The organism is Parapedobacter lycopersici, from assembly GCF_040395035.1.
Taxonomy (GTDB): domain Bacteria; phylum Bacteroidota; class Bacteroidia; order Sphingobacteriales; family Sphingobacteriaceae; genus Parapedobacter; species Parapedobacter lycopersici_A.
The window spans coordinates 23512-38806 of record NZ_JBEBRB010000022.1 but is presented as its reverse complement, the minus strand read 5'-3'; the positions used below and the strand labels follow the sequence as shown (position 1 = coordinate 38806).

Here is a 15295-nt window from a genome sequence, read left to right as displayed (position 1 = left end):
ATACCCATCATCCCCGCCTGCCGGCTCGACCTGCTCGATGGCCCCAGCCTGCTGGTCTACCCAACCAACCGTGCCGCCTATGAGCGGCTCTGCAAGCTGCTTACCGACGGCAACCTACGGACAGAAAAAGGACAGTGCCACCTCTATAAATCCGATGTCTACACCTACCGCGAGGGCCTACTGTTCATTGCCGTTCCGCCCGATGGGCTAACGCCTGCCTTCGAACTGGAGCCCACCTTCGTACAGCACATGCACGAATACCGCGCGGCACTGGGCCAGCATTTTCACATCGGCGCCAGCCGCACCTACCGGGGCGATGACGGCAAGCTGCTGTTCCGCATCCACCAGCTGTGCGAACAGCTGGACACGCCCATGGTAGCCCTGGGCGATGTGCATTACCACATCCGCGGGCGGCGCGAGCTGCAGGATGTGCTCACCTGCATCCGCGAGAAATGCACCATCCACACCGCCGGCTACCGGCTGCACCCCAATGCCGAGCGGTACCTCAAGCCCGTCGATGAACTGCATCGCCTGTTCCGCCAGTATCCCGATGCCATCCGCAATGCCGAAGCCCTTGCCGCGGCCTGCCGCTTTTCGCTAGACAGCCTCGAGTACGTTTACCCAACCGAGCTCACCACCGGTGGGCGCACACCGCAGGAAGAGCTTGTACACCTCACCTGGGCGGGCGCCCATACCGAATTTGGCGATGACATCCCCCAGGCCACCCGGGATACCCTGGCCATGGAGCTCGCGTTTATCGAAAAGAAAGGCTACGCCTCCTATTTCCTCACCGTATACGATTACGTGCGCTTCGCCCGTGAGCGGGGTATCCTGTGCCAGGGGCGTGGCTCGGCCGCCAATTCCGCCGTATGCTACTGCCTGGGCATTACCTCGGTCAACCCCGCCAAGTTCCGCCTGCTGTTTGCCCGTTTCATGTCCGATGCCCGCGATGAGCCACCCGATATCGACGTCGATTTCGAGCACGAGCGGCGCGAGGAAGTCATCCAGTACATCTATGAGAAATACGGCCGCCACCGGGCCGCCATTGTGGCTACCGTTACGCAGCAGCGGCAGAAGGGTGCCCTACGCGACGTAGGCAAGGCCATGGGGCTGTCGCTGGATGCCGTGGGCCGCCTTTCCAGTGTCGTCGGCGGTTTCTGGGACAGCCCCATCGATGCGTCGTCCCTGGGTGAGCATGGCTTTAACCCCGCCGATCCCCACCTGCGTAAGGTGCTCCAGCTCACAAGCCAGCTCATGGGCTTCCCCCGGCAGCTCGGTCAGCACACCGGCGGCTTTGTCATTACCGAAGGCAACCTGCATGCCCTGTGCCCCATCATCAACGCCCGCATGGAGGGGCGCACCAACCTCGAGTGGAATAAAGACGACCTGGAGGCACTGGGCTTCCTCAAGGTCGATGTGCTGGGGCTGGGCATGCTCACCTGCATCCGCCGGGCCTTTGACCTGGCCCGTCAGCACTACGGCCTCGAGCTTACGCTGTCCAACATCCCGCAGGACGATCCGCGGGTATACGAAATGACCAGCCATGCCGATACACTGGGCGTCTTCCAGATCGAGAGCCGGGCACAGATGTCCATGCTGCCGCGGTTGTGTCCCAAATGCTTCTACGACCTCGTTATCCAGGTGGCCATCGTACGGCCCGGCCCCATCCAGGGCGATATGGTGCATCCCTACCTGCGGCGGCGCAATGGCGAGGAAACCGTCGATTACCCCTCGGAGGAAGTCCGGGATATCCTCGAAAAAACACTGGGCGTACCCCTGTTCCAGGAGCAGGCCATGGAAATCGCCATCGTGGCCGGAGGTTTTACCCCCACCGAAGCCGATGAACTGCGGCGCAGCATGGCCACCTTCAAGGCCAAGGGCGAGGTAAGCCAGTTCCGCCAGAAGATGGTGGATGGGATGATCAAAAAAGGGTATACCGAAGAATTTGCCAGCCGCGTATTCCGGCAGCTCGAGGGGTTCGGCAGCTACGGCTTTCCCGAAAGCCACGCCGTTTCCTTCGCCCTGCTCGTTTACGTGTCGTGCTGGATCAAGTGCTTTTACCCCGATATCTTCGCCGCAGCACTGCTCAACAGCCAGCCCATGGGCTTTTACCAGCCCGCCCAGATCGTGATCGATGCCCGCAAACACGGCGTTACCGTGCTGCCCATTGACGTCAACCACTCCATGTGGGACAACACCCTCGAAGGCACCTTTGGCCAGCGCCATGCCTTGCGCCTGGGCCTTCGGCAGGCCAAGGGCGTGGGTCAGGAAGATGCCGATGCGCTGGTGGATGCCCGGGGCAGCGGCTACACCACCGTGGCGGCACTGGCCGATGCAGGCGTATCTCCCGCGGCGCTGGAAAAACTGGCCGATGCCGACGCCTTCCGCTCGCTGGGTTTCGACCGGCGGCAGGCCCTGTGGCAGGTCGCCGCGTTGCAAAGCCGCCCCGAGGCACTGTTTGCCGGGCAGCCCGCAGAAACCACTGCCGAAGGGCAGATCCAGCTGCCGCTGATGACCACCGGCGAGCACGTGGTGCACGATTATGCCGCTACCTCGCTTTCCATAAAAGCACACCCGCTGAGCTTCCTGCGCGAGCAGCTGAACCTGCTGCACGTTACCCCAACGGAGCAGCTATCCACCATGAAAAACGGCATGCACGTCAAAGTCTGTGGCCTCATCACCGTGCGGCAGCGGCCCGGCACGGCCAAAGGCGTGTTGTTTGTCACCATCGAAGACGAAACCGGCTTTGCCAACGTGGTGGTATGGGGAGCGGTTTTTGAGAAATACCGGCGGGATATCCTCCAGGCCCGACTACTGCTGGTGTCGGGCAAATTGCAGATGGAGGGAGAGGTTATCCACGTGATCGCCCAGCGCTGCATCAACAGCAACGGCCTATTGAAGGGCTTGTCCAGTAAAGGAGATGGCGGTAATAATGAAACTGTCTTTTACAAAGGCCGGAATTTTAAATAGCCCTAACTCATCCGGAGGATGCTGAATAACTCGCTTGAAAATCAGGAAGCCCATATTTCCCCAACGGCTTCACCACTTGACAGATCGACAGGCTTATGCTGGTTGGCTCATCGAAACAGGTCATTAGTGTGTAGTCCATTGGAGCCGTAGATCAGTATGCGTTAACCGTTACCATATTTTCCTATTAAATATTGGAGTACCCGGTTCCGCAGTTTTCAATTGCTGTTTTTTGTTTCATGAACTATTTAATCGATTATTATTGTTATAATTGTGTTTTATCTCTTTGATAATTAGGTTAGTTAATAACATGCCCGCAATAATAGATGGATTAAAAAGCGTGCTATAACGATGTAGCCTGACCAATATGAACCTAACCTTATTTAAAAATGTTTAGAGTTTGCATTACGAAACGATAAACCAACAGTATGAACGCGATAGTGTTAATTTTAAGGAAATATCCTTTACGTAATCCATGAGTGTATATACGAAATATTCCGATTCCGATTTACTGCAATTTCTGAAAAGCGGAGACGAGCGAGTGTTTTCAGAAATTTATACAAGATATCACAGCCTTCTATATATTTATGCCTATAAGAAACTAAGGGATAAACAGAAAGCCCAGGATATTGTACAAGACGTTTTTATCACTTTGTGGGAAAAGCGCCTCGAATTGCGTATCTATGTTTCCTTGGCAAATTATCTTTATACCGCTGTCCGCAACAAGTCATTAGATTTCTTCGCTCGGAGGAAAGTGGAAGAAAGATATTTATCGTCACTACAACAATATCTGCACTCCCCCCATACTGCGGCTGACTTAGTGGTCCGGGAACGTGATATTGAGGCATTAATTGAAAAGGAGATCCAAGCGCTACCACCAAAGATGCGCGAAGTTTTTGAGTTGAGCCGTAAGTCGTATTCTTCACATGAAGAAATAGCACAGACGCTAGGTATTTCCAAGTTTACAGTAGATACGCAGATAAAAAGAGCGTTAAAAGTGTTGCGACTACGTTTATTTGGCAATCAAGTAAAATAGTACGTACAGACTCTTAAAAGCCAGTCCCCCTCTTTAGCCTAATAGTGGTAGTTCCAACTTAAAATTCTTATTGCTTGTACCCATTGCACGGGCCAATGTTCGTCATGGTATTGTATGCCGAGAAGGATCGCGAATGTTGACAAGTATCGGACCGTAGAAAAATAGTAAACCGGAGGTCGTTGGAGTGGGGCCACATAGCTCATTCAAACACCGACAAATCAGTGTCAAAACTAACTAGTAAATAACCAAAATTAAACCCATGATTATGAAAATAACGTGCAACTCATCTTAAATATTGGGAGATAATAGTGCAAAAAAAGCTGAGAGCGCCTTCAACACTCCCAGCCATTTTGTTCAATCTTTCATTATTCTTCCGGCAAGCCGGATCTGTAAATAATTTAAATAATGAACATCCGTGAAGTGTCCAAGCTGTAAGTAATTGACACTTCACAATTTAAACCGTTCAAATCTATGGATTTTTATTACAAGGAACAACCCTGTTCTTTACACCCTATTGTAAAAATTATAATGACCATGAAACTTATCCTATTGGTCATGGTATTAGGCATATTGCAGGTCAATGCGGAGAGCTACGGCCAAACCGTTACGTTGACCAAGAAGAACGCTCCGTTAACTGATATTTTCAAGGAAATCCGCAAGCAGACAAATTACGATTTTATTTACAGCGACCGGATGATGGAGATCGCCTCACCTGTTACCGTAGATATTCGAAATTTGGCATTGCAGGAGGCGTTGGTCAAAGTATTTTCCAGTCAACCGCTCACTTACATTGTGGACAGGGAGATGATTATCGTCCGAATGAAAATATCTCCGAAGCAGTTACCTCAGGTTGTGGCTCCGGTGAGGGAAGAACAGTCCCAGGAAGACATTGTCCGTGGAAAAGTGATGAATAATGCCGGCGAGCCGGTTAGTGGGGTTACGGTAATGATTGCGAATAGCAATACAGGGACCAAGACCGACGATTCCGGTAATTATTCCTTACAGGTTCCGACTGGCAATTCGGTGCTTCATTTTTCTTCCTTGGGTTATGCTTCGCAGGAAGTTCCCGTGAATCGTCGTCAAATCATTGACGTTGTTTTGCAGGAAGAGAGTTCCGAGCTGAGCGAGATTGTGGTCACGGCCCTAGGCATCAAACGCGAAGCGCGATCGCTGAGTTATTCCTCACAAACCATTACTGCCGATAAGCTCAATGAAGCCAAAGAAACGAATATGATCAATTCCCTCCAGGGTAAAGTGGCGGGCGTCACCATTACCAGAAGTGCGACCGGCCCAGGCGGATCGTCAAAAGTCCTGTTAAGAGGAAGTCGATCGATCTATGGGAACAACCAACCGTTGTATGTGATTGACGGTGTTCCGCTTGACAACACCTCCCAATCCCAGGTCGGCGGCACGACTGGAGGACGTGACGGCGGCGATGGCATCGGCATGCTAAACAGCGACGATATTGAATCGATGACTGTGCTAAAAGGTGCTTCCGCTGCGGCACTTTACGGCAGCCAGGGACAAAACGGTGCCATTATCATCACGACCAAGCGTGGAAAGGCCGGACGTGTCAGTATTGATTATTCAGGAAACGTCTCGTTTGACCAGCCCAATATCTTGCCAGAAATACAAACTCAATACGGTCAGGGATCAGGTGGACTTTACGCGGCAAATTCAGAGACGAGCTGGGGTCCTAAAATAGCGGGCCAGGAGGTCGAATTGTGGAACGGCAATACGGTTAATATGGCAGGGCAGCCAAATCGCCTTAAACAGTTTTTCAGAACCGCACAAACTTATACTAATACCGTCAACGTGATGGGCGGAACGGAGCGAGTACAAACCTATTTTTCGTACGGAAACACCCAAGCACAGGGTATACTTAGGAATCACAGTTTAAATCGTCACAATTTTGACTTCAAACTTGACAATAAAATCGGCGACAAGTTATCCTTTTTCTCCAAGCTTACCTATATAGTAGAGAATGTAGATAACAAGCCATACCTGAGCGAGCGAATTGATGTCGTGTCGCGCATCTATCGGGCCCCCGTTAGTATTCCGTTGGAACAGATGCAGCGCTACGAGTATTTTGATGAGTTGGGGGTAAGAAAACAAAGTTATTGGAAACCGGGGTCCGTGTTTCTATCGAATCCTTACTGGGCTTTAAACCGGCATTTATATTTTGAAAAGAAAGACCGAGTTTTAGGACTTTTTTCCGCCAAGTACGAGTTTAACGATTGGTTGGATTTTCAGATTAGAGGAAGCTTGGATAAAACGCTCCGTCAGACCGATGAGCGCATGTATGAAGATTCTTACCATAGCGCTGGTCAAGGAGCAGTCTATGCGCTGACAGGCTTTAACAGTCAAAGTACCAACTTAGATGGTCTTTTGTCGTTTAGACATGACTTTACACCGGCATTAGGGATTACCGGATACTTGGGTGGCTCCATTCAGGAAAGAAAATATTCCGGAACGAATTTCGATGCAAACGGTCTGAATAGATTAGATTTCTTTTTTATTCAAAATGCCAAAAATCCACGAGGATCCAATTATAGAGGACGCTCTCCCCAGGTACAGTCACTCTACGCCACCGCCACCTTGTCTTATAATAACTACCTGTTTTTGGACGTCACCGCACGAAATGACTGGTCGTCTGCGCTTCCGAAGGAAAACCGGTCTTATTTTTACCCATCCATCGGGCTAACCTCGATCTTGACAGACATTGTTCGTTTCCCCTCGTGGGTATCCTATGGGAAAGTCAGGCTGACTTATGCAAATGCGGGATACGGGGGCACCGAATACCTCGACCGCAATTACTTTAGTGTGGCGCCGGGCGGTGCCATCACAACGCCCCGAACGCGATCGTTGGGTAATTATAAACCAGAATTGACAACCTCTTTTGAAGCGGGGCTGGATTGGCGTTTTTTTCAGAACCGGTTTGGAATTGATCTAACCTATTATCGAACGAGGACAAAAAATCAGTTATTATCGATTGCCACTCCCTATGCCTCACTATTTGTAAATCAGTATATTAATGCTGGCCTGATACAAAATGACGGAGTGGAAATTAGTTTAAGTGCAACGCCTGTCCGGTCTAACGAATTTTCGTGGAACATGCTGGTCAATTTTGCGAAAAATAACAATAGGGTGATCCGACTGACGGACGAATTGCGGTCTGCCATAATCATCGATGATCGACAAGCCATGATCCGAGCAGAGGAGGGCGGCCGATACGGCGACATGTATATGGTCAATTGGAGACGAGATGAGCAGGGAAGGAGGTTAGTCGACGATGACGGCCGGGTATTACTGACAGGAAAAGATTCCTACGTGGGCAACTACAACCCCAATTACATGCTTGGTATAAACAATATCCTAGCATACAAAGGCATTTCGCTCAGCTTTCTGATCGATTACAGAAACGGTGGGACAGTTATCTCCGGCACACAGGCAATTTTGGATGCTGATGGCCATTCGGTCAGGTCATTGGAAGGAAGGGAAAGCGGGTTAGTACTGGATGCCTACACTGAAGATGGTCAGAAAAATACCAAATCGATATCTGCCGAAAGTTACTGGGCATCCGTAGGTAATTGGTCGCCGGTCGGTGATTTATATGCCTATTCCGGAACCAACCTGCGGTTACGCGAAGTCGCGCTTGGATTTTCAATCTCCGAAAGGTTATTGAGCAGGGTAGCCGTTATTAAAGCCGCAAAGATTTCGCTGGTAGGCCGAAATCTGTTCTTTTTTATGCGTGAGGCACCTTTCGATCCTGAAATAGCGGTTGGAACGACAAACACTGGCGGAATAGAATTTGCGTCATTGCCCAGTACACGAAATTTTGGATTAAACCTGAAAGTATCCTTTTAACGGCGATTATCTAATTACAATTAAACTTTTTTTGTCATGAAATACCAAACGATACACGGTAAAAAGAAGTGTACCTTTTTCACACTTTTAATCGTCATAATGCTCGTTGCAGGATGTACACATAAATTTGAAGAAATCAATACGGACGAAGGACGGCTAGCTGAGTTGTCGCCCACCGACATTCGAAGTTTATTTCCAAGTGCACAGCGTGCAGGTATCAATAGCACCAGTTATATTATATCAACTGCGTTGTTTGCTGGCGTATATTCCCAGCATTTTGCATCCACACAACCCGCGCACATGTCGCATCGATATTTGATTGTACAAGAATGGATTTCTGCACAATGGTTAAATACCTATGCAAATGCGATGCCCGCGCTTTACAATATCATCGAAAGCACGAAAGATACTGAACCAGCGATGAATGCAATAGCCAGAATATGGAAAGTTTTCGTGCTTCATCGTACCACAGACTACTGGGGCCCAATCCCCTATTCGCAGATTGGTGAAAGTAGTCCTGTAATCGCTTATGATTCACAGCGTGATATTTATTTTGATTTTTTCGACGAACTCGAAGAGGCAACCGCGGTTTTAAGTGCCAACTTAAACAAGCCCTCATTTGTAGACAAAGACTTGATATATGGCGGGGACAATGCGAAATGGGTGAAGTTTGCCAACACATTGCGGTTACGGCTAGCACTACGCATTTCGGGAGTTGAGCCGGAGAAAGCAAAAGTAGAAGCGGAAAAGGCTATTCAAAATGGAGTGATGACCTTACTTGAAGACGACGCCTACATGCAAGTGTCCGCCGCCAATCCCAATGGATTTAACTTGCAGTCTGGCTGGAACGAGTCTCGGATGAGCTCTACCATGGAAAGTTTACTAAAAGGCTATAACGATCCGAGAATAAGCAAGTATTTTCGCCCGGCAGTCAGGGATGGGCAATTTCGGGGTGTACGAAATGGGATGTCCCAAGCCCAACAAAACATACCCGAAAACAGTTTTGACAATAGTTCGGACGTCAGTTTGCGTCTTGCCCCGATTAATATGAACACAACACCCCAGGCAGTGATGTATGCAGCAGAAGCCTATTTTCTTCGGGCGGAGGGTGCATTGAACGGTTGGAATATGGGTGAAGCCGCCGAAGCACTTTATAACAAGGGGATCGAAATGTCCATGTTGACTTGGGGTGTGACCGATCCAGCGGTAATCAACACATACATAAACGGTACCACGTTGCCAATTGCGCCGGGAGGCTATTTTAATACGCCAGCTTTAACGGATATACCGGTAAAATTTTCGACAGATGCGGAAAAGCAGCGTGAACAGATCGGCACTCAGAAATGGCTCGCGTTATTTCCTGAGTCGCATGAAGCATGGGCTGAAATCAGGCGGTCTGGCTACCCAAAGTTCTATCCATTGATTAATTCAGACAATCCGGACGTTCCGAAAGAAAAGATGATCCGGCGTGCCACATTTTTAACTATTGAACGAAACAGCAACGGAAAGGCGGTCGCTGAAGCCGAAACCCTACTTGGTGGCCCCGATCGAGCCAGTACACCACTTTGGTGGGACGTCCATCCATTTTAAGCCGTTCCGACTTCTAAGATAATTCTGTTAGCAGTTACGATCGCATCATCTTTTTTGTAGCTACAGCCTCTTATTAATCAAATGATGAACAGAAAAACATTTATTCATATGTCCTCGGTTATCGGCGCGGTTTCATTAATACAATTGCCGGTTTTCGGATTTCCGTCAAAGGGAAATAGATTGCCAATAATCGATACACATCAACACTTGTGGGACGTTAATCGGTTTGGTGACGCATGGTCCAGACCACCCTTGGACAGAAATTTTGATCAACGTGATTATCTGGCGGCCATCAACGGCCTAAACGTGGTGAAGGCGGTGTATATGGAGGTGGGGGTACCGGCAAACATGCGACATGAAGAAGCATTATATGCTATTGAAATGTGCCGTGAGCGCGGGAACCCCACAGTAGCGGCTGTTATCGCTGCCGATCCCAATGATCTGGACCTAACAACATACCTTTCGCAGTTTTATCAAAACCCCTACATTAAGGGCATACGTTATTTTTTTAAGTCTGAAGAAGAAATCTTACGACCGTCGGTGATACACAATATCCAGCGGTTGAGTACCCTGAATATGAGTTTCGACTTTTCTGTTCCCACGCAATGGCTTCCGGCGATGTCAAGATTAATCGCGCAATGCCCTGATACCCGCTTCCTCGTTAACCACTGTGGAAATGTAGACCCAAGAGCGTTTTTTAATCGAGAAAGTCTTAGAGGAGAGACGCCTGATCATGATCGGGATCAGTGGATCACGGACATTACTCAAGTCGCCGATTGTCCGAATGTAGTATGTAAGATTTCCGGTGTGGCTACGCGGGCGATGAATCACGAGTTAACGGCGCAGAACCTAGCCCCGGCTATCAATTGCTGCTTGGATATTTTCGGTCTCGATCGGGTGATGTTCGCTAGCGATTGGCCGGTTTGTCTACGGAAAATGGAGCTGGGCCAATGGCTGAATACGCTCAAGGAAATCGTGCTTAATCGGTCTTATGCGGATCAAAAAAAGTTGTTTCACGACAACGCGGTGCAATTTTACAACATTTAAGCCGATGCATCCATCCATTAAGATTTTGCTTGTATTGTTAGCCGTATGCGTTCGAGTAGGTATGGTTTATTCGCAGGATGATCGAAGATTTCGCATCTTTCAGTTTCCATCGGATAAGATACCGACGATAGACGGTAATTCGGACGACTGGGATATTGTCGGAGAAGCATATGTAGTTGGCATAAACGAAATGTTCGATGATCGAATTGACAGCAATCGTCATCACAAGGCAGACCCGGCAAATTTAGATGTAAAGGTCAAAGTCGGTTGGGTCAACGGAATTAACCGGATCTATATCCTCTACGAAGCCTACGATAACTATTGGGATTTTTCACTCTCCGGCTTACACAACGATATCTTTGAAGTTGTGATCGATGGGGATCAGTCCGGTGGACCATTTATCAACGCGTTTCACCCAAATAAACAACTCTCACCGATGGATGCCTATTTTTCCTTTCACGGAGTTCATGCTCAGAATTATCACATCTTCACCCCGGCTCGAGGCAAAGACTGGGCGATGGTATGGGGTAGTCAACCGTGGATTAAGGAACTCCCCTACGCCAATGCGTCCTACAAGTATGACTTTCAGCCGGGCGAACCCGGGCGATTGACACTAGAGTTCTGGATCACGCCTTTTGACTACGCAGGTCCGGAAGGGCCATCTAGATCCGTCGAATCCACCTTGACCGAAAACAAAGATATCGGCTTAAGTTGGGCAGTTATTGATTACGACGACGTAAATAAGCCAGTGGGAAACGATGGGTTTTGGAACCTAAGCAGAGAGCGGACTATGTACGGAGATGCGAACTATTTATTGCCCTTCACCCTAATGCCACTCGAGCCACAATACCTCAAGCCGATTGATGCCCGATGGTCGTTTAACGTGGTTGATATGAACCGCCGTATGGTAGCGTTTACTGATGAGTCCATAGGTGAGGTTACCTCGTGGAAATGGGATTTCGGAGATGGTAATTTCTCAACGGAACAACATCCGTCTCACCGCTATTCTACAGCTGGGTTGTACATCGTGACGCTAAATGTCGAAGGGCCGTTGGGCGAGTCAAGTTTATCCAAAGTTTGGGATGTAGCGATCAAATAATTCAGCGCCAACATATTCAAGTAAATACATTTGCCACATGCGGTTATACGTAGCGGGAATGATACACCCCGGGGCATCAGCTGCAGATTGAAAAAGAATTAAGAGAAAGGAATCAATCAAAAATGAACAATAGAAACGATAACACAGTAAATATAGGTTTCCCATTAACCTGCTTGATTACGTTTATTTTGACATCATGTCAGCATCCGGCCAAGCAAGAAGAATGGGGTGTCTACGGTGGGGGAATGGGTAGGCAACAGTATACTGTTTTAAATGAAATTGATACAAACAACGTCAAGGATCTTCAAGTTGCCTGGGTTTACAACACAAAAGATGCAGGTCCATCCAGTCAGATTCAGACCAATCCATTAATTGTCGAAGGGGTATTATACGGAGTATCGGCAAAACTGAAACTCTTCGCATTAGATGCAGCATCTGGAACAGAAAAATGGGTTTTTGATCCGTCAGATAGTATCTTAATAGATAATGCAGGGCGCGTAGACTATGGTCTCAATGTTTGCCGGGGGCTGACCCTGTATCGCGGCGACAACAATCAGCGACTGCTATTTTATACGGCAGGGCCATCCCTGTTCTGCGTTGACGGCGAAACTGGCATGCCGATGACCACGTTTGGTACAAACGGTAGAATATCACTTCACGAAGGTCTTGATCCGCATAGGGAATTGAAAGATTTACGGGTGACCGCTACCAGCCCAGGCGTGATTTTCAGAAATACGATCATTGTTGGTACTAGTTTATCGGAAGAAGAAGAGGCAGCCCCGGGACATATCAGGGCGTTTGACGTACATACCGGTGAAATGAAATGGTTATTTAAGACGATTCCCGCCCCCGGTGAGATTGGCTACGATACCTGGAAAGATCCAGAAGCATACCGACATGTTGGCGGAGCCAATGCATGGGGGGGCTTTAGCCTGGATGAGGGGCGAGGTGTAGTATATGCGGCAACCGGAACGTCCAATCCAGATTTCTATGGGGGCAAGCGAAAGGGAGATAATTTATTTGCTAACAGCATTTTGGCGCTCGATGCTGCCACCGGGGAGTACAAATGGCATTATCAGACAATACACCACGACCTCTGGGATTGGGATCTGCCCACCGCACCTGTTTTAGTTACGGTAGCGGACAATGGCGAAAAGACCGACGCCGTCGCACAAGTAACCAAGCATGGATTCATTTTTCTGCTAAATAGGGACACTGGCGAACCCCTCCATCCAATTCCCGAAAAGGCCGTCCCCACGGATTCCGAGTTGGTCGGAGAAGAGCCCGCTCCGACGCAGCCGTTTCCGACCTTTATTCCGCCATTTGTCCGTCAAAGTTTCTCGGTGTCCGATCTCAACCCTCATTTGCCAGATTCGTCGTTTGCCGACATCAAGGCACGGTTTAAAAACTATAAAACCGGGCCTATCTTTACGCCGCCTACCGAACGCGGAACATTGGTAATCCCAGGCCTCCTCGGAGGTGCTGAATGGGGAGGGCCATCATTCGATCCGGAGACCGGTATTCTCTACATCAATGCGACAGAGATACCCTGGGTAATCAAAATGGCAAAGGTCAATACACAGGCAGCCCCTGAAAAAGTACAGACCAACTTACATGCAGGTACATTATTGTATAAAAAGAACTGTTCAGGATGCCACGGGGATGATCTAAAAGGTTCCGGTAATTTTCCGTCTTTACGTGATTTGGAAAAGCGGTATTCCCGCTCAGAATTTGCCGAACTTGTAACAAACGGACGTAGAATGATGCCTGCGTTTAAACATTTCAGCGCTTCCGAAACGCGCGCACTGGCTACGTACCTTTTAAAGATAACAGAAGAGCAGACGAAACAGTTCATACCAGCCGTTAAAGAAAAAAACGAGTTTTATGACTCGCCCTATCGACTTCACAGCATCGCGCAATTTTTATCAAAAGAAGGGTACCCTGCGATATCCCCGCCTTGGGGAACACTAAGCGCAGTAGATTTAAACACAGGGGATATCGTATGGAAAAGACCTTTGGGAGAGGTGCCCGAACTTGCTGCTAACGGTATCATCACCGGAACAGAGAACATTGGCGGTTCGGTGGTAACAGCCGGAGGCTTAGTCTTCATCGCGGCTACAAAAGATGAACGATTTCGAGCATTTAACAAAAAAACCGGGCAGCTGCTGTTCGAAACCGCTCTTCCGGCGGGCGGATATGCCACTCCTGCAATTTATGCGGTAAATGGTAAACAGTACGTTGTGATTGCCAGTGGAGGCGGTAAGATGGGCACGCCATCGGGTGACGCCTATGTAGCATTTTCCTTGCCGGATTAACCGATGAGCTCCGTGGTAAGCAGGAAAAGCCACCGAGCAAGAGGTCATCGACAGGTGTGTGAAAAAAAAATCACCTCCTTGTACCCATTCCACGTAGCGGTAATCGTCATAGTAAGGTATGGATAGAGACGCAAAAGAATTGCTGGAACGGTATCGTGCAGGACAGTGTACCAAAGAGGAAATTATGTTGCTCCAAAAGTGGTTTCACGATTTTGAGCAGGATCCCGATTCCAGATTAAGCGAATTCGATCTGTCTGCGGCCGAGGAGCGGTTCAAGCAGAGGATAAGCAAACATCTTGATGCAGGTCGGTCTCGCCGGATATCTTTTCGTCCTGCCATCGCGGCCGCCGCGATGTTGGCTGTTGGGATTTTAGCAGGGATATACTTCTATCAGTCAAAGCGGGATACCACGTTGTCAAATTACGTACAAAACGATGTAGATCCCGGTACAAACGTTGCGGTTTTGACATTAGGCAACGGGAAACAGATCGCATTGTCAGGGGAAGATGAAAGTACGCTAGTTGATGAGTCGGGCTTAATGATTTTAAAAGACGCGGAAGGCCGGTTAGTTTATAAGGTGGCGGCAGATGCGGATCAGCTGTCCAGGAAAATCGAGTATAACACTATCGAAACGCCGAAAGGGGGGCAATATCACGTCCAGTTGGCGGATGGGACGAATGTTTGGTTAAATGCAGCTTCTTCATTAACGTTTCCATCTTCGTTTGTAGGTACGAGTGAACGGCGGGTTGAAATGACGGGCGAGGCATATTTTGAAGTAGTCAAAGATCCCGATAAGCCGTTTATCGTGCACGGCGACAAACAGGATATTGAGGTTTTGGGTACAAGTTTTAATATATCTAACTACAGTAACGATTCGTTTGTTAAGACATCGCTGTTATCGGGCAGCGTCAAAATTACCCCAATTGATAAGGGCAATCAACAGCGAACAGAAGGTGTGGTTATCCGGCCTGGTCAACAATCGGTACTCACGGAAAGGAGCATAACCGTAAACGAGGTGGATATTTTAGAAGTCATAGATTGGAAGAATGGTGATTTTGTTTTTAATAAGGAACCGTTAGGAGGGCTCATGAACAAAATTGCGAGATGGTACAATGTAGAAATTATTTACGATGCCGGACTTGATACAAGTCAGACCTTTACAGGTCAGGTATCACGTAACAAAAAGCTCTCCGCTATTCTATATGCGTTGGAGTCGACCAACTTGGTTCATTTTGAGATTACCGGCAATCGCGTATTAGTAAAGCAGAGGCAGTACTAAAAATTTACTAACCAAATAAATTAACCGCAATTATGAAAAAAAATTACAACTCATCTTAAGGCGGAAGTACAGGGAATAAAAAAAGCTGAGAGCGC

Annotated in this window: 8 protein-coding genes; all 8 read left to right on the top strand. The window is 48.5% G+C overall.

Annotated elements, in window-relative coordinates; genetic code table 11:
- Positions 1 to 2970 (top strand): error-prone DNA polymerase (locus tag ABWO75_RS06850; RefSeq protein WP_353183907.1); only part of this gene is annotated, 2970 nt, incomplete at its 5' end.
- A gap of 472 nt (positions 2971 to 3442) precedes the next feature.
- Positions 3443 to 4003 (top strand): RNA polymerase sigma-70 factor, encoded by a 561-nt coding sequence (locus ABWO75_RS06845; RefSeq protein WP_353183905.1) that lies wholly within the window; start codon positions 3443 to 3445, stop codon positions 4001 to 4003.
- A gap of 534 nt (positions 4004 to 4537) precedes the next feature.
- Positions 4538 to 7870 (top strand): SusC/RagA family TonB-linked outer membrane protein, encoded by a 3333-nt coding sequence (locus ABWO75_RS06840; protein WP_353183903.1) that lies wholly within the window; start codon positions 4538 to 4540, stop codon positions 7868 to 7870.
- Positions 7871 to 7906: 36 nt separating this feature from the next.
- The gene (locus ABWO75_RS06835) at positions 7907 to 9460 is read left to right on the top strand and encodes a SusD/RagB family nutrient-binding outer membrane lipoprotein (protein ID WP_353183901.1); all 1554 of its coding nucleotides are present in this window, start codon (positions 7907 to 7909) and stop codon (positions 9458 to 9460) included.
- Between the two features lie 81 nt (positions 9461 to 9541).
- Complete coding sequence (locus ABWO75_RS06830; protein ID WP_353183899.1) at positions 9542 to 10507, top strand: amidohydrolase family protein; 966 nt, start codon at positions 9542 to 9544, stop codon at positions 10505 to 10507.
- Positions 10508 to 10511: 4 nt separating this feature from the next.
- Positions 10512 to 11606 carry a PKD domain-containing protein gene (locus ABWO75_RS06825; RefSeq protein WP_353183897.1) on the top strand — a complete coding sequence of 365 codons (1095 nt, stop codon included), beginning with the start codon at positions 10512 to 10514 and terminating at the stop codon, positions 11604 to 11606.
- A gap of 122 nt (positions 11607 to 11728) precedes the next feature.
- Complete coding sequence (locus ABWO75_RS06820) at positions 11729 to 13921, top strand: outer membrane protein assembly factor BamB family protein (protein WP_353183895.1); 2193 nt, start codon at positions 11729 to 11731, stop codon at positions 13919 to 13921.
- 118 nt (positions 13922 to 14039) lie between these two features.
- The gene (locus tag ABWO75_RS06815; RefSeq protein WP_353183893.1) at positions 14040 to 15200 is read left to right on the top strand and encodes a FecR family protein; all 1161 of its coding nucleotides are present in this window, start codon (positions 14040 to 14042) and stop codon (positions 15198 to 15200) included.
- Positions 15201 to 15295 lie beyond the last annotated feature (95 nt).

Excerpts from the sequence above, each read along its gene's own strand:
- ABWO75_RS06840 (WP_353183903.1), top strand. The coding sequence starts at position 4,538 with ATGAAACTTATCCTATTGGTCATGGTATTAGGCATATTGCAGGTCAAT.
- ABWO75_RS06845 (WP_353183905.1), top strand. The coding sequence starts at position 3,443 with ATGAGTGTATATACGAAATATTCCGATTCCGATTTACTGCAATTTCTG.
- ABWO75_RS06825 (WP_353183897.1), top strand. The coding sequence starts at position 10,512 with ATGCATCCATCCATTAAGATTTTGCTTGTATTGTTAGCCGTATGCGTT.
- ABWO75_RS06815 (WP_353183893.1), top strand. The coding sequence starts at position 14,040 with ATGGATAGAGACGCAAAAGAATTGCTGGAACGGTATCGTGCAGGACAG.
- ABWO75_RS06820 (WP_353183895.1), top strand. The coding sequence starts at position 11,729 with ATGAACAATAGAAACGATAACACAGTAAATATAGGTTTCCCATTAACC.
- ABWO75_RS06835 (WP_353183901.1), top strand. The coding sequence starts at position 7,907 with ATGAAATACCAAACGATACACGGTAAAAAGAAGTGTACCTTTTTCACA.
- ABWO75_RS06830 (WP_353183899.1), top strand. The coding sequence starts at position 9,542 with ATGATGAACAGAAAAACATTTATTCATATGTCCTCGGTTATCGGCGCG.